At 43.4% G+C, this 21,825-nt stretch carries 7 protein-coding genes, 1 tRNA gene and 3 rRNA genes; 8 read left to right on the plus strand and 3 right to left on the minus strand.

Features of this window, described 5'->3' with window-relative positions; genetic code table 11:
* The first annotated feature begins 9 nt into the window (after positions 1–9).
* The 3 genes from FHG85_RS02185 (at position 10) to FHG85_RS02195 (ending at position 11,525) form a co-directional block, all read left to right on the plus strand.
* Positions 10–9,315, plus strand: a complete 9,306-nt coding sequence (locus FHG85_RS02185) for a LamG-like jellyroll fold domain-containing protein (protein WP_173072641.1) — start codon at positions 10–12, stop codon at positions 9,313–9,315.
* Between the two features lie 69 nt (positions 9,316–9,384).
* Positions 9,385–10,644 carry a gliding motility-associated C-terminal domain-containing protein gene (locus FHG85_RS02190; RefSeq protein WP_173072642.1) on the plus strand — a complete coding sequence of 420 codons (1,260 nt, stop codon included), beginning with the start codon at positions 9,385–9,387 and terminating at the stop codon, positions 10,642–10,644.
* A 20-nt stretch (positions 10,645–10,664) separates the two neighbouring features.
* On the plus strand, positions 10,665–11,525 hold the full coding sequence (locus FHG85_RS02195; protein ID WP_173072643.1) for a PorP/SprF family type IX secretion system membrane protein: 861 nt from the start codon (positions 10,665–10,667) through the stop codon (positions 11,523–11,525).
* Positions 11,526–11,536: 11 nt separating this feature from the next.
* Here the strand turns inward: FHG85_RS02195 and FHG85_RS02200 are convergent, their stop codons facing one another.
* From FHG85_RS02200 to FHG85_RS02210, 3 genes are read right to left on the minus strand one after another with little or no spacing between them, the layout of a single operon-like run.
* Positions 11,537–12,028 carry a hypothetical protein gene (locus FHG85_RS02200; RefSeq protein WP_173072644.1) on the minus strand — a complete coding sequence of 164 codons (492 nt, stop codon included), beginning with the start codon at positions 12,026–12,028 and terminating at the stop codon, positions 11,537–11,539.
* Positions 12,029–12,032: 4 nt separating this feature from the next.
* On the minus strand, positions 12,033–13,379 hold the full coding sequence (locus tag FHG85_RS02205; protein ID WP_173072645.1) for a dihydroorotase: 1,347 nt from the start codon (positions 13,377–13,379) through the stop codon (positions 12,033–12,035).
* Between the two features lie 14 nt (positions 13,380–13,393).
* Positions 13,394–14,140 (minus strand): polyprenol monophosphomannose synthase, encoded by a 747-nt coding sequence (locus tag FHG85_RS02210; protein ID WP_173072646.1) that lies wholly within the window; start codon positions 14,138–14,140, stop codon positions 13,394–13,396.
* 525 nt (positions 14,141–14,665) lie between these two features.
* On the opposite strand from FHG85_RS02210, the gene FHG85_RS02215 reads away from it, so the two are divergent.
* The 5 genes from FHG85_RS02215 to FHG85_RS02235 all read left to right on the plus strand — a co-directional run bounded on the left by FHG85_RS02215 (position 14,666) and on the right by FHG85_RS02235 (position 21,781).
* Positions 14,666–16,195, plus strand: a 16S ribosomal RNA gene (locus tag FHG85_RS02215).
* A 98-nt stretch (positions 16,196–16,293) separates the two neighbouring features.
* Positions 16,294–16,367: transfer RNA gene (locus FHG85_RS02220), tRNA-Ile, on the plus strand.
* A 223-nt stretch (positions 16,368–16,590) separates the two neighbouring features.
* Positions 16,591–19,431: ribosomal RNA gene (locus tag FHG85_RS02225) — 23S ribosomal RNA — on the plus strand.
* A gap of 77 nt (positions 19,432–19,508) precedes the next feature.
* A 5S ribosomal RNA gene (gene rrf / locus FHG85_RS02230) occupies positions 19,509–19,618 on the plus strand.
* The 16S, 23S and 5S rRNA genes sit together here with 1 tRNA gene alongside, the layout of an rRNA operon.
* Positions 19,619–19,975: 357 nt before the next feature.
* Positions 19,976–21,781: a putative porin gene (locus FHG85_RS02235; RefSeq protein WP_262886956.1), complete on the plus strand. Its 1,806-nt coding sequence runs from the start codon at positions 19,976–19,978 to the stop codon at positions 21,779–21,781.
* Positions 21,782–21,825 lie beyond the last annotated feature (44 nt).

Below are 21,825 nucleotides of genomic sequence, written 5' to 3' on the forward strand. Positions count from 1 at the left end.
AGTAAAATTATGAAAACATTTTTTGAAATTTCAAAAGGCTTGATTGGGAAAATCTCTACCAAGTTTCTCTTTGTAACGATTATAGCTTTGCTATATCCTATATTGGGATTCTCGTGGAATTTTGATGCCAAACAACATATACAAAACTTCTCCATCAATATGGCAACGCGTCAGGCAACTTTTAAAATGATAGTTGTTCGCGATGATCCCAATTCTAGTAACGATGACAATATTCAAAAATTTGTAGCCAAGATTAATGGCAAGGAATATTTTCATGTCTATAATAAGCAGCATTATCCAGATTCATATAATGTTTGCGTTTACTTTTTCACAACCCATCCAGACCAAGATGAGGAAATGTTTGGAGTTCACTTTCCCAAACCAAACCCTTTGATTGATCCTTTGATTGATAATATACAGGTTACTATAGAGAAACAGGGGGATTACAATTATGCTATTTTTACATTCCCCCTTGCTGAAGAAGATTACTTTGCAAAAGATTACACCTTAGAATTTGGGCAAATAGATTTTGAAGATGAGGGTAGTAACACAAATATTTATGACTATGTTTTTGGGACTATAACAGGATGGACTCCTATCACAGTAAAAAATTTCACCGGCTCTACAGATAATTGTTCCGCAATTACTCTTAACTGGCAATTCGAGTCGAAGTATCCCAATGATGTTTTTTGTAGGATAAGGAATAATGCCGGACAGATTATTTTTTCCGGACAGGGTGCAACTTCATATGTTGATTTTTTAGGGGACCCCAAGCCCCAAAATTACAACTACACTCTTGAGGTTGGATATGGCTCAAAGTTTGCTCAGCAAGTAACTAGTAAAACCGATGGTAGTCCGCCTTATTCGGGATATTCAGACCCCTCTGGCGTTTCTGTTACAAACCATACCTGTAAAGAGATAAAGCTATCATGGAGTGAAGGCTCAGGGGGTTCTGCTGCTGAAAAGTATTATATAAGCTGGGATGGTGGAGATGCCGAGGTTGGAAAGGATCAAAGCTCATTTTCTATTACAAGCGGGATAGAAAATAAACCCTATACGTTAAAGATACAGACTGTTAACCAGTGTGGATTTAAGACCCCCGGTGTGACTAAAACTAGCAACCCTCAACCATTATCAGCGCCTAGCTGGGTTAATGTTTCATCCCATTCGTCCGATAATACTATCAGTCTTACTTGGAGCGCTGGTTCCAATCACGACAAATATAAAATTGAACGTACTTCAGCCACAAATACGGTATTTTTTGATGATATTGACAAAAACACAACAAGCTATACCGATAAGGGGGTTTCGGGTTGCCAAACCTATACCTATAAGATATATGCTATCAATCAGTGTGTTCCTGGAGGGGTTGCATCATCAGCCAGATCCGGTAAGCTAAAACCGAATATAACCAATACCTTTAATGCGGATAAAAGGCTAAGGGCCTCCAAGGGGTATTACAACGACAATGTTGCCCTAAATTGGGATTATGATAACGAAAATATCATAGAAACGTTCAAAATTTATAGGCGAGATCTACCTAGTGGTGACTTTAAATTACTGGAAACAGTTGACCCAACAACATCATATACCGATAAATCGGCAATACCCGGAAAATACTATGAGTATAAAGTAATTGGCCAAACCACTTGCGAGGATACAATTATGTCGGTACCTGAAACTGAATTTTGCAAGGACATAGGTTTCTGCGTTCAGCGAGGTATAGTTTCGGGAAATGTTAGCTTTAAGAATAAAACCGGAGTTAAGGGCGTTCATGTAATCGCCGAAACGGAGGATAAGTTCTCGGCTACCAGCCTCTACTTCCAGAACTTTAATAGCTACTTACGAGTGCCTAATAACTCAAACGATAATTACTCCGAAGAGTTCACCTTCCAATCATGGGTACTACCCAATTCTACAGGTACTACTCAACTATTTTCAAAAGGTACACAGTACCAGGTGTTTCATCAGCCAAACCGGGTAACTTTTGTTGCAAATGGGCAGAGCTTAAGTATCGACTTTCAGCAAAAGGTTGACACCTTCTTTTGTGTAAATGCCGTTCGTGACCCCGATTCTTTATATATATACATTGTTTACAATGAGCTTGAGGTTTATAAGGCTTCGGTAAAACGAAATATTACTACACCCGATAATGCAAATGATATCTTTATTGGGGGAACCTCTAATGCTTTTATCGGTTGGATGGATGACATCAGGGTGTGGAACAAGGCTCTAACTCCCCAGCAGGTTGTTGACTACTCAATACAGTACCTTAGTGGCTCTGAGAAAGGTTTGAGAATATACTATCATCTTGACGAAATGTTTTACAGTAATGTATACGACATCTCACGCGATGGTAGTGTGTTTAATGAGAACCACGGAAAAGTAAACGGTTGCCTTTTAAGCGATGTCATTCCTCTTAAGCGACAACTGGCTGTGAAAGGGATTACCGATATTAACGGCAATTACATAATTAGCAATATCCCTTATACGCTCGGGTCGATTTACAAAATTGTCCCTGTATATGAGATGCATGAGTTCTCGCCAACCCAGAAACAGCTATTTATCGGACCGGGCTCTTCAACCCATAATGATATTGATTTTGAGGATATTGCTGCTTTCAAGATAACGGGTGAGGTTTACTACAAGAATACAAACTTCCCGGTAAAAGATGTAAATATATATGTGGACGGCCAGGTGATCATTCAGGAAAACGGGAAACCCGTTTCAACCGATGAGCTTGGACGGTACGAGGTTTATGTTCCGATTGGGTGGCATTACCTCTCGGTTGGTAAAACTGGTCATGTCTTTGTTGATGAAGGGCGTTACCCCAAGGAGGGTAAAAAGAACTTCCAGGCTCCCATTAATGGGGTCAACTTTACCGATTCAACTTTAGTAAAGGTAATTGGTCGATGTGCAGGAGGACCTGTTGAGGCTGAAAAGAAGCTGGGGTTAGGCCATACGAAAAACAACCTGGGTAATGCTGAAATACTTTTAACTACTGAAAAAGGGTATGATTTGTCTGTTGCACAGACCGACAGCAATGGCGTATGGACAAATACCTACCTGAAAGGCGAGGAGGATGAAACGTTCGGCTCAACTTCTTTTGCGGTTAAAAGTGTTTCCAAAGAAAATATTACCATTAATCCTGATCCGGTAACCGGAGAGTTTGTAGCTTACCTTTTACCGGAAAAGTATAAGGTTCTTGATATTACCGCTGGACAGTACACCTATCCGGAATCTGCTAAAATCACAATCGACCTTACAAATTCATATAACGATAATGAAGAGGTTGATAGCGTTCTTGTTGGTTACGATGCAATAACAGGACCTGTTTATAGGGTTGATAAGTGCTTCTACAACGAGAAGAAAGAGTTTATTTATAGAACTTCACCTGAGATAGATGTATTCAATGCAAACGATAACTCCAAAGTTTTTTGGGAAAAGAAATATACAACTCAAAGCGGCGAAACCTTGGATATCGTTGATGTTGATGGAAATCCTTTAACCCTGCATCCAATACTAAGACAGCTAAACCCGTACAAGCTTCTCATTAAGGTGTTTGAGCGCTATATCAATATTGATAACAACAATGCTGAGGATTTAGTTCCAGTAAAAGATGGCAGGGTAGAGGTTCAAAACTTTTTGGCCATCAACAGAAATAAGATGCAGCTATCTTTAAATGATAGCGGCGAAGTGTTTTACTCATTTACCGGAGGGTTACCAAATATTACAACCTCTGCAAATGAGGAGGAGAGCTATACGCTAACCATGGGAATAACTGCTCTCACCGGACCTAACGGGGCAATTCAAACCGATTGGAAACCCAATGGGAAAGTCTTCAGAGCATACCTCCTTGGTGGAATGCCTACCGGTAACAACTTTGTAACAACAGGCCCCAATGAAATAGATATGATTCTTAGGGACCCTCCGGGCTCGGGAAGCTATACCTATTTGGAGAAGGGGTCAACTACTACAAAAACTAATTCTTATAACATTACCAATTCAATGGGTAATAATCTTGGTATAAGTACACAATTAGGTTTCTCTGAAACCTTTTTAATTGGTGGAATAGGAGGAGGAGTAATTCAAACAATTGAACAATTAAATGATATTAATGTAGGGCTTTCAATATCTAATGAGTGGGTAAAAGAAGGACAATCTGTTGAAAGCATCACAAGTGTAGAGAAATGGTCAACGAGTTCAAGCAGTGATTTTGTGGGTGCCGAAGGCGATGTGTTTATTGGTCACTCAACAAATATTGTTTATGGGTTAAGCTACTTCGTTGACCTTACACCAATTGACAAAGGTGAAGGACATGTTGGGTCAGAACTAAATGGATTAAAAATTGGTAAAACAACAGGCATAAGGGTTAGCCCTAAGTTTAACACGGCTTTCATTTACACTCAGAAACATATTACCGACTATCTGATACCAAACCTTAAATACTTAAGGAACCAGCTTCTAATTCAGGATAATAAGTATCAGTACACATCAATGCTCCCAGTTAATGATCCAAACTTCGGAAATGATAACGATACAGCAAATGTCAGGGTAGAGTATTATCCCGAGGGGAAAAAGATTGTTGGCGATTCGTATTCTTATTTAATTCCTGCTGATTGGCCTAAAGACTCTGCCTTTGTAGACTCTGTAAGATTTTATAATCAGCAGGTTAAGGCATGGGAAAAAATATTAGCCGATAACGAAAAGGAGAAGCTAGAAGCTAAGCAGCTTAAGAACATCTCTTTCGATGCAGGCTCAACTTATGAGAGTTCCCAAACTATAAGTTCGACAAAAACAGAAACAAATTCTTATACTTTTAGTATTTCTGAAAGTTTAGCAAATACTGTCGGTTTTGAAATAAAGGATCAAGGTTTTACTCTTAACATGGAGACAGCACACTCTTTTTCCAAAACCTCCAGCAATGGAACCGAGGAGAATAACTACACAACCTTTGGCTATGTACTTGCCGATGAGAATGCGGGCGATTACATTTCAATTGATGTTAAGGAGGGTAAAAAACCGTTTTCTCCTATATTCATAAAGCGTGGTGGCCAAACCATGTGCCCCTACGAGGATGTTGAGAAAACTAAGTACTATCATCCGGGTACGGTTATTTCGGAGGCAACTATGAAAAGGGAGAGCCCCAGGCTCTCTTGCGACGACCCGATTGCCGAGGGTATCCCCGCCGATGAGACTGCCTTCTTTAACCTAAAAATCCAAAACATTAGTGAAACAAGGGAGGATTCTTGGTTCCAGCTTATTATTGATGAGGCATCGTCGCAACAGGGGGCACTCATTGAAATGGATGGTAGTCCTATTGGTAATGGCCGTCTAATCTATGTACCTGGTCATACCACTGTTAATAAGGTGATTACTTTAAAGAAGATACTTGACGATGTATATGATTATGAGAATATTAAACTTATTCTTCGTTCTACCTGCCAGGAAACAATTGCGGACACCATAAGCATTACTGCCCATTTTCTACCTATTTGTACCCCTGTAACCTTAAACCTACCACTTGACAACTGGATTATTAATACGCAGGGCGACACAACTTTGCTTTGCGAGATTTCAGATTACGATCTGAATAGCATCACCTTTAATAGTCTTAGCTTGCAATACAAGGCCGAATCCGATCAGATTTGGACTACAGCCATGAACTTCTTTGTGAATGAGAGCGATTACCAATCGGCAAATGAACCTAAAATGCTACTAACCGATAGTAAAGCTAGCTACTCAATCCCCATGCACGATTTACCAGACAGAACCTACATCATTCAGGCAATATCTAACTGTACCGATGGTACTCACAACTTCTCTGAGCCTGCATATGGAATTAAGGATGTTAAGCAACCAAAGCCATTTGGTTCGCCACAGCCTGCCGATGGTATCCTTTCGCCTGGCGATGAAGTGCTGGTTACTTTCGATGAGCTTATTAACCCTGCTACTCTTATTACTCGTAACTTCTCTGTTAGAGGTTCTCTTAACAAATCGGAACTAAAGCATGAAGCATGCCTCTTCTTTGATGGGGTTAATGATTATGCGACTGCGCTTTCGGGTGTTAATCTCGACAACAAATCATGGACAATTGAGTTTTGGGTACGCAGAGGCGAGCAAAGGCCAGGGGTTATTCTTTCCCAGAACCAGATTGAACTTGGGTTTGATGCGTCCGATAAATTCTATGCAAGGCTTAATAATCAAACCATTACTTCTAATACCGTAATTTCCGATTTGCAAACATGGTATCATGTTGCAGTAACATACGACTATGCTTCCAAAACATCAAATATCTACATCAACGATATTATTGATAGAGAGGCTGTTCCTGTAACCGCTGAGTTCAAGGCAAATGGAAAACTATATGTGGGAAAATCAGTTGATGGAAATAGCAAGTTCTCCGGATTCATACATGAGTTAAGGGTTTGGGAAAAGCCATTAGGGTTTGCAACGCTTTACTCAATGGTTTACACCAAGCTGGTTGGAAATGAGCTTGGACTATCCAGCTATTGGCCTATGGATGAAGCTAATGGTGAGTTGGCCGCCGATAAATCTCGTAACAGGCATTTATCGCTGTTTGGGGCTGAATGGAGGGTTTTCCCTACTGGCTTTGCATCGGAGCTAAAGAGCGGCGGATACATGACACTTCCTGGTAATAATATTGCATTTACGGAGTTAAACAATTTCACGGTTGAATTCTACTTTAAAGGCGACCATCAAACAAATGTAGTGCTATTCTCAAATGGTAGGGGGGATGGTAGCGACTACTCGCCCAGAACCGATTATATTTGGAATATTGGTTTTGATGCTACAGGCAAGCTCTATGCAAAGAACAATGGTAATGTAATTCTGGCCGATAAGGATGTGCTGGATAATAAGTGGCATCATTTGGCGCTAATTGTAAATAGAGCAGCAAACACCCAGCTATTGATCGATGGTAAGCTGGTAGCTCAAAAATCGAGTGCTGAGTTTGGTGGAATGGCTGCTGCAAACTTCTGTTTTGGTGCCCAACAGTATTTACCGGCTGGTGCTCCTTACACATACGATCAGAACTTTGTTGGTGCATTGGACGAGATTAGGGTTTGGAACTTGGCCAGAACAGTTAAGCAGATTGAACTGGATATGAACTCTAAGTTGATGGGTACAGAAATGGGACTTGTTGCCTATGTACCTTTCGATAAGTATGATGCACTTGGAACTGAACTAATTCCTTCGACAGTTGAGGTGGTTGATGGTAACATTGATATTTCAACCAATAGCTGCGAGCTGGCAAATGTAGACGTGCCTAATATTAAAGATGTTCGACCGGTTAAGAATCTTAATTTCGATTGGAGTGTATATGAGAACCAGCTGCTTATCAACCTTAAGGAGCAGCCTGCAACCATTGAAAAATGCATAATTGAGTTTACTGTTGAGGAGGTTCAGGATATGCATAAAAACCGTATGGCTTCGCCTATAACCTGGACCGCCTATGTAAACAAAAATGCTGTGGTTTGGGATGAGTATGAGGTGAACCTCCAAAAACGAGTAAACGAGCCGCTTGAGTTTTCCGTTAAGATTATGAATCTTGGTGGTACCCAGCAAAACTATACTATCACTGGTTTACCCTCATGGCTAACTACCGATGATGCAAAGGGTTCACTTTCGCCTCTTTCAGAAAAGACAATCAAGTTTACAGTTAATCCTGTCCTCAATATAGGCGATTATGCGCCAACTATCTACCTAACATCCGACTTTGGCTATGCCGAGAAACTGAATGTTAATCTTAATGTTTACAAAGAGGCACCCGATTGGAATGTCGATACTGATAAATACCAGTATTCTATGGGGGTTGTTGGTAAGCTTAAAATTAACGAGTCGTTCTCAACTAACCCCAACGATATGATTGCAGCATTTGTAGGCGACGAGTGTCGAGGAGTTGCTAAGTCATCCTATGTTAAGGATCTTGACACATATCTGGTATTTCTAACAATAAATAGCAACCAGCAGTCGGGCGAAAAAGTTACATTCAGGATCTGGAATGCTTCCGAAGGCTTAGAACACACCGATGTTACACCAACCTTAACCTTTAGCTATAATGATATTGTTGGTACAATTTCTGAACCGTTAATTTTTGAAACCAATAGTAATACCAAGTTTACTCAGCCTATTAGTGAGGGTTGGAACTGGATCTCATTTAATACCTATAGCCAGAACTTATCCAGCGTACCAGCCATGCTATCATCACTTTCTCTTACAAATGGCGATCAGGTTAAATCCCAGTCGGCCTTTGCTAACTATTCACCAAGTTACGGATGGTACGGTTCGTTAAATAGCATAGGGTTTAATAATAAGGAGATGTATATGCTGAAACTTGCTAAGAGCGGTACATTAATCTATTCTGGCAGCAGGTTAAGCCCAATTAATATTCCTATTCCAATTGTAAAAGGATGGAACTGGGTAGGTTATACCCCATCGGTTAACATGACCGTAAACGATGCTTTAGCCAATATCGATCCCGCTGCTGGCGATGTGATTAAATCGCAAACCCAGTTTGCAGTTTACGATCCTAATTTGGGTTGGGTTGGTAACTTAACCTACATGGTTCCAGGTCGTGGGTATATGTTTAAAACACAGGCCGATATCGATTATCTGATTTACCCTGAAAGCGGATTAAGTAAGGGTAATGGTACCAAAATGGCAAATAAGTCAACTGTAGAATGCCCCTGGTCGTTTGAGCCGTTCAAGTATCCTGGTAATATGAGTGTAATTGCCGAAGTATTGGTTAATGACTTTGCAACCGATAGCTTAATAGTAGGTGCCTTTGTTAACCAGGAGTGCAGGGGATGGGCTTATCCTACTAAAGTAAACAATAGGTACCTTTATTTCCTTACCATACAAGGTGAAGATAAAGAGAATGTTGAGTTTAAACTATTCGGCGTAAAATCGGGTTATGTTTACGAAGTTGATGAAGGGTTGAGTTTTGATCTTAACAGTGTTGTTGGCAATTTAGTTTCGCCATATCCAATTAACCTTATCGCAAACTCGGCTGGAATAGAGTTCTCTGAAAGCTATCCTTCAATCAAAATACATCCAAACCCTTTTATAAATGAAGTAACATTCATCTTTGCAGGTTTAGATCCTAAGCAGAGTATCAGTATGATTCTTTACAACTCTACTGGTCAACCCGTATTCAAAAAAGAGAATATTTCGGCTGAAAAGTTTGTGTGGAATGGTACCGATTTTAATGGAAATAGGATTGTTCCAGGAATTTACTTGGTTAGGTTTACAATAAATGGAATAACTAAAACATTCAAGTTAGTTAAGTATTAGTTGTAAATGCTCTCGCTTGGTTTCTCCGAGCGAGAGCTAATTCTTAGTTTGACACAAAAGTTGAAAAAAATGAAAAAGATAACGCTCTATTTATTAATCTCATTATGCCTTGCCTCTATAGTAAGAGCACAGGATCCAGGATGGTCAGTTAACCCGGCTGATTATTCTTATACAATGACAATTACAGGAGTGTTTAATTATAATGGGTATGAGGTTACTAATGCTTCTGATAAGATAGCCGCATTTATCGATGGAGAGTGTCGGGGTGTTTCTGGTTTTGAACTCTCTGAGTCGAATAATAGGTACATGTTCTACTTGGTCGTTTATAGTAACGAGGAAAATAAAAATGTCACTTTCAAATATTATAATTCAACAAATAATACAACCTACGATGCTGAACGAAGTGTAACCTTTAGCATTAATGGAATTGTTGGAAATCTTCAAGCCCCATTAGTACTGTCATATCCTACGCTTAGTAGCGAATCTAAAATCCTAACTTTTAGTATTGAGAACCAAGTTGGAGAGACTTCTATAAACGATTATGAAATTAGCCTTCAAGTGCCAAGGGAAACTGATTTATCTAGGCTTTATCCTGAATTTACCACTTCACCACTTGCATATGTTAGACTTCATGATCAATATGGACAGGCAGTTGTAAGTGGCCTGACCGAACTTGACTTCACGAATGATGTAAAGTTCTGGGTTATGAGTGCCGATGAAACAGACACTTCATTCTATAATGTTCATGTAACCCATTATAACAATGTTCCATCTAAGGTTTCTCTAAGCGATAGCATTATTGATGAAACATACAAAACAGGCTCATTGGTTGGATACTTGAGCGCAGATGATCAAGATTTTGAGGATATTCATTCTTTTGAACTAGTTGAAGGTGAGGGCGATAATCACAATTCAATGTTTTATATCAACGGAAATGAGCTCAGGTTGGCTAAGGATATTTATTTTCAAACAAACACATTCCTGTCAATTAGAGTTAAGGCCGATGATGGTATGGGTGGTGTTATTGAGCAACCATTACTAATAGTCTTTAGACTTCTTTCTGCTGAATCGCTTAGAGCTGCAAATATTGTATCGCCAAATGGTGATGGCATTTTTGACACCTGGATTGTTCAGAACCATCAGCTTTATAGCGATTATGACTTTTATATTTACTCTTCATCTGGCGAACTTGTTTTTAAGAGCAAGGGATATAATACCCCTTGGGATGGACGACGTAATGGCACCCTGCTGCCCATTGGTGCATACTACTATGTTGTTAAATCTCCCGAAGGTGCCGCAATGAATGGGGTAATTTCATTGATTTATTAATGATTTTAAAGCCTGTAAACATGAAACGGAAAATATTAGTACTTGTAATCATAGTTTCTTTGCATTTCGTTGCAAAAGGTCAAGTCGCTATAAATATTAATGGTTATACCAACAATTTGACTTTAATAAACCCAGCATCTATAACCAAGTTCGATGGTTACAGAATTAGTGTAGGGCATAATATAGGTTGGTTAGGCATGAAAAAATCGCCTCAAACAACTTACTTATCAGCCGATGGACTTCTAACCGATAATATGGGTGGAGCAATCTCTCTTATCTCTAGTCAGCAGGGAATCTTTTCTGTAAGTCAGATTAGATGTTCATACATGTACAGAACACAGGTTGCTTCTGATCACCAGCTGGCATTTGGTGTATTGGCGGCAATTGAAAAAAACACGATAAGCACAGTTAATCTATCGCCCGATGAGATTGTCGATCCTACACTTTCTAATTCATATTATAACCGATCGAATGTTATTGCAGGACTTGGTGTAGAATATTCATGGAACAACTTGCTGGTTGCTTTATCATCACCAATGTTCTATAATTCTTTTGCCAACTCTTTGGCTATTCAGAATTATTTTTACTCACAATACCAATTTGACATAAACGAGACCTGGAGCCTAAAACCGGGACTTTTACTTCGATATACACCAGGATATCCATTCATGTCGGAGTTAACAGCAGCTGTTACATGGAATAGTTTAGTGTCTATGCGTTTGGGATTTAATACGAACCATGATTTTTCATCACTTGTGATGGTTCATTTAGATAAAATAAGTTTTTACTACTCCTATTCCATGCCATTTAATTCCCTTTCCTCAATTACAAGTGGAATGCATGAACTTTCCTTCTCTCTTTTCTTGAAATCAGGAAAGTAGGGAAATCATTTTTAATATTTAACTTTAAACAGGGCACTATATCCTTTAAAAGTGCCTTGTTTGCTATATTCGGCTTTACCAAAAGTTATTGATAGTACCTCTTTTTGCAGATATCCTTTTGAATCGATATACCATTTCTCTGTGAACAGCAATTTCCCAACCTGCGATTCATCAACCGATTTCTCAGCAAGCATTTTTTTTACTTCCTCGGGCGTCAGGTATTCGTTGGTTGCATAATCGTATGCCTTTAACTTACCCGATAGAACATTCTTAAAAATGCCATCGATTAATGCTTTGTGATTGGTGTAACCAGCAAGACGTTCTGCCTCCCATGCATCATCATTATGAAGTTGAACAATTACTTCATATGTAATGCTATCGGCAACAATTTTGACTTCGTGTTCTGTTCCAGAACGGTCAACAATAATATTTTTTGGGGTAGGCTTATTGCATGAAACAGTAAGAAAAGCACAAAGCCCAAACAATAGTAGTTTGATATTCATATTTTTATGAATTGAATGACAACGACTCTCCTTTTGTTGATTCATCAAAAGAGCCTTTATTATATACTATCCTGCCATTAACAATAGTCATTTCAACAGAATGATTGAATATGTATCCTTCAAATGGCGACCAGCTGCATTTGTATAAAATGTTATCCCGATTTACAACATATTGCTTGTCAGGGGCTACAAGTACCAAGTCGGCGTAATATCCTTCTCTTATAAAACCACGTTTTTCAATCCTATACAGGGTAGCAGGTGCATGGCACATCTTTTCTACTACTTTTTCAAGAGAAAAGTTTCCCTTTAAACTCATTTCAAGCATGGCAATAAGCGAATGTTGAACCAGTGGCCCACCAGAGGCCGATTTGGTATATACGTTATCTTTTTCACTTACCAAATGAGGTGCGTGGTCCGTAGCTACAACATCTAATACATTATTTTTTAAAGCATTAACTAGCGCTAACCTGTCTTCTTCAGTTTTTATACTTGGATTCCACTTAATTCTCCATCCTAATTTATCGTAATCGGCATCATTGAACCAAAGGTGGTGGACACAAACTTCTCCTGTTATTTTCTTTTCAGCTAATGGAATCTCGTTGTCTAGTAGTTCTAACTCTTTTTTAGTTGAGAGATGAAGAATATGCAATCGTGCATCATGTTTCTTGGCTAACCTTACTGCTTTACTTGATGACAGATAACACGCATCGGTACTTCGTATGGTAGAATGATACTTGAAATCGATATTGTCACCAAATAAGCTTTTATAATGCTCAAGATTCTTTCTTATGGTTCCTTCATCTTCACAATGGGTTGTTATTATTGTAGGTGCATGCTTAAATATCTTTTCTAGCGCTTCGTCGTCATCTACAAGCATGTTACCTGTTGAAGAACCCATAAAAACCTTCACTCCGCAAACCTTGTTAGGGTCAATCTTTATTAATTCTTCAATGTTATCATTAGTAGCGCCAAAATAAAAGGAATAATTTGCTAACGATTTTTCTTGAGCAATTTTAAACTTCTCGTTAAGATTTTCTAGTGTTACGCTTTGAGGTTTTGTGTTTGGCATTTCCATATAAGAGGTAACACCTCCTGCAATTGCTGCTTTCGATTCGGTATATATGTCCCCTTTATGTGTAAGCCCTGGTTCCCTAAAATGAACCTGGTCGTCAATTACTCCTGGAATAAGCAACAGATTGCTTGCATCTATTATTTCCTCTGGGGCATATTTGTTAAAATCTTCACCTGCATGGCCTATTTTTTCAATATACTTTCCATTAACAATAACAAAGCCCTTTAATCTTTTTCCCTCATTAACTATTGTTGCATTTGTTATTGCGAATCGTGCCATGCTGTATATTTTTATTAATGTTGATGTAATTTCTTATAAGATACAAATAAACTTTTAAGCTTCATGTTTACTACACCCCATAAAGCTTCATTAAATATACCACCGCTCATTTTTGATACGCCTAATTTTCTATCAGTAAATATTATTGGCACTTCAACTATATTGAATCCAAGTTTCCAGACTGTAAATTTCATTTCAATTTGAAACCCATATCCAATATGCTTTATTTTGTTAAAATTGATTGAGCGTAAAACATCAGCTTTGTAGCATTTAAAACCAGCAGTGGTATCACTAATTTTCATTCCTGTTATCCAACGTACATATTTTGATGCAAAATATGACATCAAAACTCTTCCAATTGGCCAATTAACCACATTAACGCCATTAACGTACCGAGAACCTATGGCCAGGTCTGCTCCATTTGCACAAGCATTATAAAGATGGATTAAATCTTCTGGATTATGTGAAAAATCGGCATCCATTTCAAACACATACTTATAGTTGTGCTCTAATGCCCATTTGAACCCAGTAATATATGCAGTGCCTAATCCCAACTTGCCAGGTCGTTGTATTAGAAATAGTCTATCAGGATATGTTTCTTGTTTTGATTTTACTTTTTCTGCGGTACCATCGGGTGAACCGTCATCTATAATTAATAGGTGAAAATCTCCATCAAGCGACATCACCTTATCAATCATTCGATCAATATTTTCGCTTTCGTTATAAGTTGGTATAATTACAAGTTTTTCCTTAAAAGACATTTTTAATAACGTTATAATGAACTTTGCGAAGATAGTCTATTTTGATGAATTTTATAAGAGATTAAAAAAAAAATAGATTTTTATTATTCTGATATTCAGCAGTCAAATGAGAGACTAAACACTCTTTAACAGAAATAATTCACAAAATAGTTTGTTTGTAAAAAAAAACGTTCTACTTTTGCACCCGCTTTCGGAAGGGAAGCGCCGCGAGGAGGGGGGCAAGTGAGAGATGAGACAGGATTTTGGGGCAGAAAAAAAAAGTTTTGAAAACCCCTTGCGCGGAACGAAAAAAGTGCTTACCTTTGCAGCCCGTTTCGGTTAGAGGCGGGGATGTACTGAGAGAGGTAATCCGGACCAGCCCGGAGGGGCGGGTCAGCAAGATAGGATTGAGGGAGTTCTTTGACGCGATGGTACCGAATTAGGAAGTAAGCAGCAAGATAAAGAAGTAAGTCAGCCTGAGAGCGACCCCCGTGGCGAAGAGCCGCGGACGGGGTGGACAGGAAATAAAAAAGGACAGCTTTCTGTACAGCGGAGAGTTTGATCCTGGCTCAGGATGAACGCTAGCGGCAGGCCTAACACATGCAAGTCGAGGGGTAACGGGCGGAAAGCTTGCTTTCCGTGCCGACGACCGGCGTACGGGTGCGTAACGCGTATGCAACCTGCCCCGCACCGGGGGATAGCCCGCCGAAAGGCGGATTAATACCCCATGGTCCCTGGGGGCCGCATGGTTCCCGGGGTAAAGCTCCGGTGGTGCGGGATGGGCATGCGTGCCATTAGCTGGCTGGTGCGGTAACGGCGCACCAGGGCTACGATGGCTAGGGGGTCTGAGAGGATGGTCCCCCACACTGGTACTGAGACACGGACCAGACTCCTACGGGAGGCAGCAGTGAGGAATATTGGTCAATGGGCGGAAGCCTGAACCAGCCATGCCGCGTGCGGGAAGACGGCCCTACGGGTTGTAAACCGCTTTTCCCCGGGAAGAATAACCCCGACGCGTCGGGGGATGCCGGTACCGGGGGAATAAGGATCGGCTAACTCCGTGCCAGCAGCCGCGGTAATACGGAGGATCCGAGCGTTATCCGGATTTACTGGGTTTAAAGGGTGCGTAGGCGGCCCATCAAGTCAGCGGTGAAATGTGGCGGCTCAACCGTTTCGCTGCCGCTGATACTGCTGGGCTTGGATTCGGTCGAGGCGGGTGGAATTCGTGGTGTAGCGGTGAAATGCATAGATATCACGAGGAACGCCGATAGCGAAGGCAGCTCGCCGGGCCGCGATCGACGCTGAGGCACGAAAGCGTGGGGATCAAACAGGATTAGATACCCTGGTAGTCCACGCCGTAAACGATGATGGCTGGGTGTTCGTCCGCAAGGGCGAGTGCCTGAGGGAAACCATTAAGCCATCCACCTGGGGAGTACGGCCGCAAGGCTGAAACTCAAAGGAATTGACGGGGGCCCGCACAAGCGGAGGAACATGTGGTTTAATTCGATGATACGCGAGGAACCTTACCTGGGCTCGAACGCGGGGGGGATGTGCCGGAAACGGTACAGCCAGCAATGGCCGCCCGCGAGGTGCTGCATGGTTGTCGTCAGCTCGTGCCGTGAGGTGTCGGGTTAAGTCCCATAACGAGCGCAACCCCTACCGCCAGTTGCCAGCGGGTGAAGCCGGGGACTCTGGCGGGACTGCCGGCGTAAGCCGAGAGGAAGGCGGGGATGACGTCAAATCAGCACGGCCCTTACGTCCAGGGCTACACACGTGTTACAATGGCCGGTACAGAGGGATGCGACCCCGCGAGGGGGAGCGGATCCCGAAAGCCGGTCGTAGTTCGGATCGGAGTCTGGAACCCGACTCCGTGAAGCCGGATTCGCTAGTAATCGCGCATCAGCCATGGCGCGGTGAATACGTTCCCGGGCCTTGTACACACCGCCCGTCAAGCCATGGGAGCCGGGGGTACCTGAAGTGCGTGACCGCGAGGAGCGCCCTAGGGTAAGACCGGTGACTGGGGCTAAGTCGTAACAAGGTAGCCGTACCGGAAGGTGCGGCTGGAATACCTCCTTTCTAGGGCCTGCGTTCGCGGGCCGCGGGGGAAGAGGGCTGATGGATAGGCTTGCAGCTGAACGCCTTTCGGTACCAGGACGCGTTACCCAACAACGGGGAGTCCCGTAGCTCAGCTGGTTAGAGCGCTACACTGATAATGTAGAGGTCCCCAGTTCAACTCTGGGCGGGACTACGCTGAAGCGGGATGCGATGCGAGGGAACGGTCACGGGGAGCCGTGGCGATGCCCGCAGGGGCAGGAAGAGTTCCGCGATGAGGGCGTTCTTTGACGTGGTGGTGGTGAGAAACAGAAATTAGAATAGAGAAAGAAGCGAAAGAGGCAGGCACGCGCGAGCGTGCGGGCCCCGAGCGAGATAGAGATTTGAAGGCGCGATACCGGGGTGTCCGGTACCGTGCCGGGGAAGTGGATAAGGGCGCACGGGGGATGCCTAGGCTTCCGGAGGCGATGAAGGACGTGACAAGCTGCGATAAGCCGCGGGGAGGTGCAAGTAACCGGTGATCCGTGGATTTCCGAATGGGGCAACCCGGCACGCTGGAGGCGTGCCATCCGGCGCAAGCCGGAGGCGAACCCGCTGAACTGAAACATCTAAGTAGGCGGAGGAGGAGAAAACAACAGTGATTCCCCGAGTAGTGGCGAGCGAAAGGGGATTAGCCCAAACCGAGGCGGTTCAGGCCGTCTCGGGGTAGTAGGGCCGCCCATCAGGGATTGAGGCGCGAAGCGGAACGGTCTGGAAAGGCCGGCCGTAGCGGGTGACAGCCCCGTACGCGTAAGCGGCTCAGTTCCGGGCGGTACCCTGAGTAGGGCGGGGCACGAGGAACCCTGTCCGAATCAGCCGGGACCATCCGGCAAGGCTAAATACTCCCGGAAGACCGATAGCGAACCAGTACCGTGAGGGAAAGGTGAAAAGCACCGCGAGCAGCGGGGTGAAAAAGAGCCTGAAACCGTGCGCCTACAAGCGGTCGGAGTCCGGCATAAGCCGGATGACGGCGTGCCTTTTGCATAATGAGCCTACGAGTTGCCGTGGCCGGCGAGGTTAACCCCTGGTAAGGGGGGTAGCCGAAGCGAAGGCGAGTCCTAACAGGGCGTTTAGTCGGTTGTGGCAGACGCGAAACCTTGCGATCTACCCATGGCCAGGCTGAAGTGGCGGTAACACGCCATGGAGGGCCGAACCGGTAAGCGTTGAAAAGCTTTCGGATGAGCTGTGGGTAGGGGTGAAAGGCCAATCAAGCTGGGAAATAGCTCGTACTCCCCGAAATGCCTTTTGGGGCAGCCTCGGGATACGCGCGCGGAGGTAGAGCTACCGATTGGGTGCGAGGGCTTCACCGCCTATCAAGCCCAGACGAACTCCGAATGCCGCGCCGCGGTTTCCCGGGAGTGAGCCGCGGGGTGCTAAGGTCCCGCGACGAGAGGGAAAGAACCCGGACCGGCAGCTAAGGTCCCCAAGCGTACGCTAAGTCGAGCAAACGAGGTGCGGCTGCAGTGACAGCTAGGATGTTGGCTTGGAAGCAGCCATTCATTCAAAGAGTGCGTAACAGCTCACTAGTCGAGCGGCCGTGCGTGGATGATAAGCGGGCGTCAAGCGTACCACCGAAGCTCCGGATGCGTGGTAATCACGCGTGGTAGGGGAGCATTCCATGTGCGGCGAAGCCGGGCCGCGAGGTTTGGTGGAGCGCATGGAAAAGCAAATGTAGGCATGAGTAACGACAATGCGGGCGAGAAACCCGCACACCGTAAGGCCCAGGGTTCCTGATCAACGCTAATCGGATCAGGGTTAGCCGGGACCTAAGGCGAACCCGAAGGGGGAAGCCGATGGGTATCGGGTTAATAATCCCGAGCTGGCGTGGGGTGCGATCCGGGGACGGATCGGCGCGGCGCGCACGTACCGACGGACATGGTGCGTTGAGCCTAGCCCACGGGCGAAGCGAGCGCGTGAGGCCGGTCCCGAGAAAAGCCGGTAAGCTACAGCCCCACGGCACCCGTACCGTAAACCGACACAGGTGGCCGGGGAGAGTATCCCAAGGTGCTCGAGTGAATCATGGCCAAGGAACTCGGCAAACTGACCCTGTAACTTCGGGAGAAAGGGTCCCCCGGCGTGAAGCCGGGGGCGCAGAGAAGTGGCCCAGGCGACTGTTTACCAAAAACACATGGCTCTGCCAAACCGCAAGGTGACGTATAGGGCCTGACACCTGCCCGGTGCCGGAAGGTTAAGGGGGGGGGTTATCCGGCTAGCCCGGAGAAGCTCTGAACCGAAGCCCCGGTAAACGGCGGCCGTAACTATAACGGTCCTAAGGTAGCGAAATTCCTTGTCGGGTAAGTTCCGACCTGCACGAATGGTGTAACGATCTGGGCGCTGTCTCGGCCATGAGCTCGGTGAAATTGAAGTCGCGGTGAAGATGCCGCGTACCCGCAACGGGACGGAAAGACCCCGTGAACCTTTACTGCAGCTTAGCGCTGGTACTGGGTGCGTGATGTGTAGGATAGGCCGGAGGCATTGAGCCGGCCCCGCCAGGGGTCGGGGAGCCGCCCTTGAAATACGGCCCTTCGCGTGCCTGGGATCTAATCCGGCAGTAGCCGGAGACACCGCTTGGCGGGTAGTTTGACTGGGGTGGTCGCCTCCAAAAGGGTAACGGAGGCTTCCCAAGGTGCCCTCAGCGCGAATGGTAACCGCGCGGGGAGTGCAATGGCACAAGGGCGCTTGACTGCGAGGCCGACAAGCCGAGCAGGTGCGAAAGCAGGGCATAGTGATCCGGTGGTTCCGCATGGAAGGGCCATCGCTCAAAGGATAAAAGGTACTCCGGGGATAACAGGCTGATCGCCGCCAAGAGCTCACATCGACGCGGCGGTTTGGCACCTCGATGTCGGCTCGTCACATCCTGGGGCTGGAGAAGGTCCCAAGGGTTCGGCTGTTCGCCGATTAAAGTGGCACGCGAGCTGGGTTCAGAACGTCGTGAGACAGTTCGGTCCCTATCTGTTGCGGGCGTAGGAGGCCTGCGGGGCCCTGGCACTAGTACGAGAGGACCGTGCTGGACGTACCGCTGGTGTACCTGTTGTGGCGCCAGCCGCACTGCAGGGTAGCCACGTACGGACGGGATAAGCGCTGAAAGCATCTAAGCGCGAAGCCCCCCCCAAGATGAGGCCTCCCTGAGGGTCGTGGGAGACTACCACGTTGATAGGCTGCAGGTGTAAGGCCGGCGACGGTTTTAGCCGAGCAGTACTAATAGCCCGAGACTTCCCCGGCGCGGTGCGGGTCACCGCGCCGCGCGCTCACCACCGCCACGTTCACGATATCACCCCTGGGATCAGGGGAACAGGTCTTGGGTGGCTACAGCGGCGGGGATCACCCCTTCCCATTCCGAACAGGGCAGTTAAGCCCGCCAGCGCCGATGGTACTGCGTAACAGCGGGGGAGTAGGTCGCCGCCCCCCTTTCGCCACGTCCAGCTCTTGGGCGTGGCTTTTTTTATTTATATCTTTTTACATCTTTTTTACATTTTTTGAGCTGTTTAACAGCTGGCTATTGTATATTTGCAACCTAAAATTTTCGTTTTGATTAGAGCAAAAGAAGTAATATTACTTTTTCTTTGGTTACTCGTTTTACCCACAAAAGGCCAGATAGTTAGCGATTCTTCTAATGTTTCGCATAGGTCTGACTCTTTAAAAAAGCTTGCAGCATTAAAAAACTTATCATCATTAAAAAAAAAAAAAAAGAAAAATAACCAGGATACTTAAACCGCCGATTATAAGAATATTTTTGATGTATTAGAGGCTAACAATCAAAATAAAATTTCATTTTCTTGGTATTTAGACAATAATACCTTTGACTTAAGACAAACAATTGCATTTGATTCATCGCTTTACTTTAATAATCTTATTATTCCTGGTTCAAAAAAGTATGCTCCATTTACGTATCTTGGGAATATGGGATCACCTATAATAAACGATCACTTTTTTGATAGAACCGAGCCCAATAATGATTTTATATTCTCGTACGGATATAATGCTTACCAGCAACCAGTATTAGAACGAAAACAATTTAATGTTAAAAGACCACATACTTTACTTGAATATTCCACTGGTGGAAAGAAAAAGAGTGCCGAGCAGAATTTACATGTAATTCACACTCAAAATGTAAATAAATATTTTAATGTTGGATTGCAATACGACTATTATAGCACCAAGGGAATTTATGAGAATCAGCTAACCAGAAATAATGATTTTACTCTTTTTTCAAGCTATTTCAAGGATCGAATTTCTGCCCAAGGAACTTTTGCTTATACATACATAAGAAATAATGAGAATGGTGGCTTAGAAGATGATCGGTTTATTCAAGATACTATCATGGAACCCGATCTTATTCCTTTTAATTTGAGTGATGCCTCAAATGAATTTAGAAAAAGGAGTTTTGCCGGATTTGTTGGATATGATTTAATTGTAAAGGCTATCGATAACGATTCAATTCCTGCTTCTAAGAGGAAAAAGTCGATATTGAACGCAAAGCTAATAATAGATGCCAATAGATTCTCAAAAGTTTACAAGGATGCCGAATCGGATTCATCGTACTATCAACATTTTTACATTAATACATCATCAACTTTTGACTCAATATATTTATTGACATACCAAACTACATTATTAGTTGAACTTTCTCAGATTTCTAAGTTCCCTGGTATTCCAGGTCTTCGAGCATGGGTGTCAAACATTTCTGGAAGCTATTACTATCTTAAGCCAGAGGTTTTTATCAGTTCAAACGATAATGAACGTATCTCCACAAATTTATTTGGAATAGGTGCTTATAGTAAAAGCCCGTATCTATCATATAGCGCTGCTGCACGCTTTTATATTAATGGTTATAGAGCAGCCGATAAAGAACTATTTGGTCAGATGACTATTTCGCCATGGAAATCATTAGATATGCCCTATGTGTCTGGTGAAATTAGTATAACCGATAAAGAGCCTAGCATATTTATGAAGGAATATTTTTCAAATCATTATAAATGGGACAATAATTTCGATAAGGAGAGCCGCTTTAGGATTTCAGCAAAGTTTGGCGCTGATAAGGTTAAGTTTGAAGCGGGTTACAATTTGCTTCACATAGTAAACTATACCTATTTTGATACCCTTTCCCTTCCTGCCCAAGAGCAAAATGTTACTGTCACATCGGCATATATTCAAAAAAGATTCAGTTTAGGATGGTTTAATATGGTTGGAAGGCTTATTTGGCAGGCATCAACTAGTGAAGCAATTAATCTCCCTGTTTTATCGGGATTTGGCTCAATATTTGTACAGTTCCCCGTTGTGAAAAATGCTCTTACTGTACAGCTGGGTGTGAGTGGCTTTTATAGAACAAAGTTCTATGCATATGCTTATAATCCTGCGTTGGGTGTTTATTATAACCAAAAGGAAAAGGAGATTGGTAACTATCCATTTGTTGAAGCATTTTTAAATGCTAAATGGAAGCGTACAAATTTATTTGTTAAAGTAGATCATTTAAATATGGGATATCCTGATAATCAATATTATACTGCACTCCATTATCCTTATAATCCGAGGATGCTTAAGTTTGGACTTTCGTGGATGTTTTACGACTAGTCATCAAAATTCTTAATTGTTTTTCAACACTTTAGAGTACTTTT

This window comes from Tenuifilum thalassicum (genome assembly GCF_013265555.1).
GTDB lineage: Bacteria > Bacteroidota > Bacteroidia > Bacteroidales > Tenuifilaceae > Tenuifilum > Tenuifilum thalassicum.

Bases quoted from the DNA above. Each gene is read 5' to 3' on its own strand.
- FHG85_RS02185 (WP_173072641.1), top strand. From the start codon at position 10: ATGAAAACATTTTTTGAAATTTCAAAAGGCTTGATTGGGAAAATCTCT.
- FHG85_RS02190 (WP_173072642.1), top strand. From the start codon at position 9,385: ATGAAAAAGATAACGCTCTATTTATTAATCTCATTATGCCTTGCCTCT.
- FHG85_RS02195 (WP_173072643.1), top strand. From the start codon at position 10,665: ATGAAACGGAAAATATTAGTACTTGTAATCATAGTTTCTTTGCATTTC.
- FHG85_RS02200 (WP_173072644.1), bottom strand. From the start codon at position 12,028: ATGAATATCAAACTACTATTGTTTGGGCTTTGTGCTTTTCTTACTGTT.
- FHG85_RS02205 (WP_173072645.1), bottom strand. From the start codon at position 13,379: ATGGCACGATTCGCAATAACAAATGCAACAATAGTTAATGAGGGAAAA.
- FHG85_RS02210 (WP_173072646.1), bottom strand. From the start codon at position 14,140: ATGTCTTTTAAGGAAAAACTTGTAATTATACCAACTTATAACGAAAGC.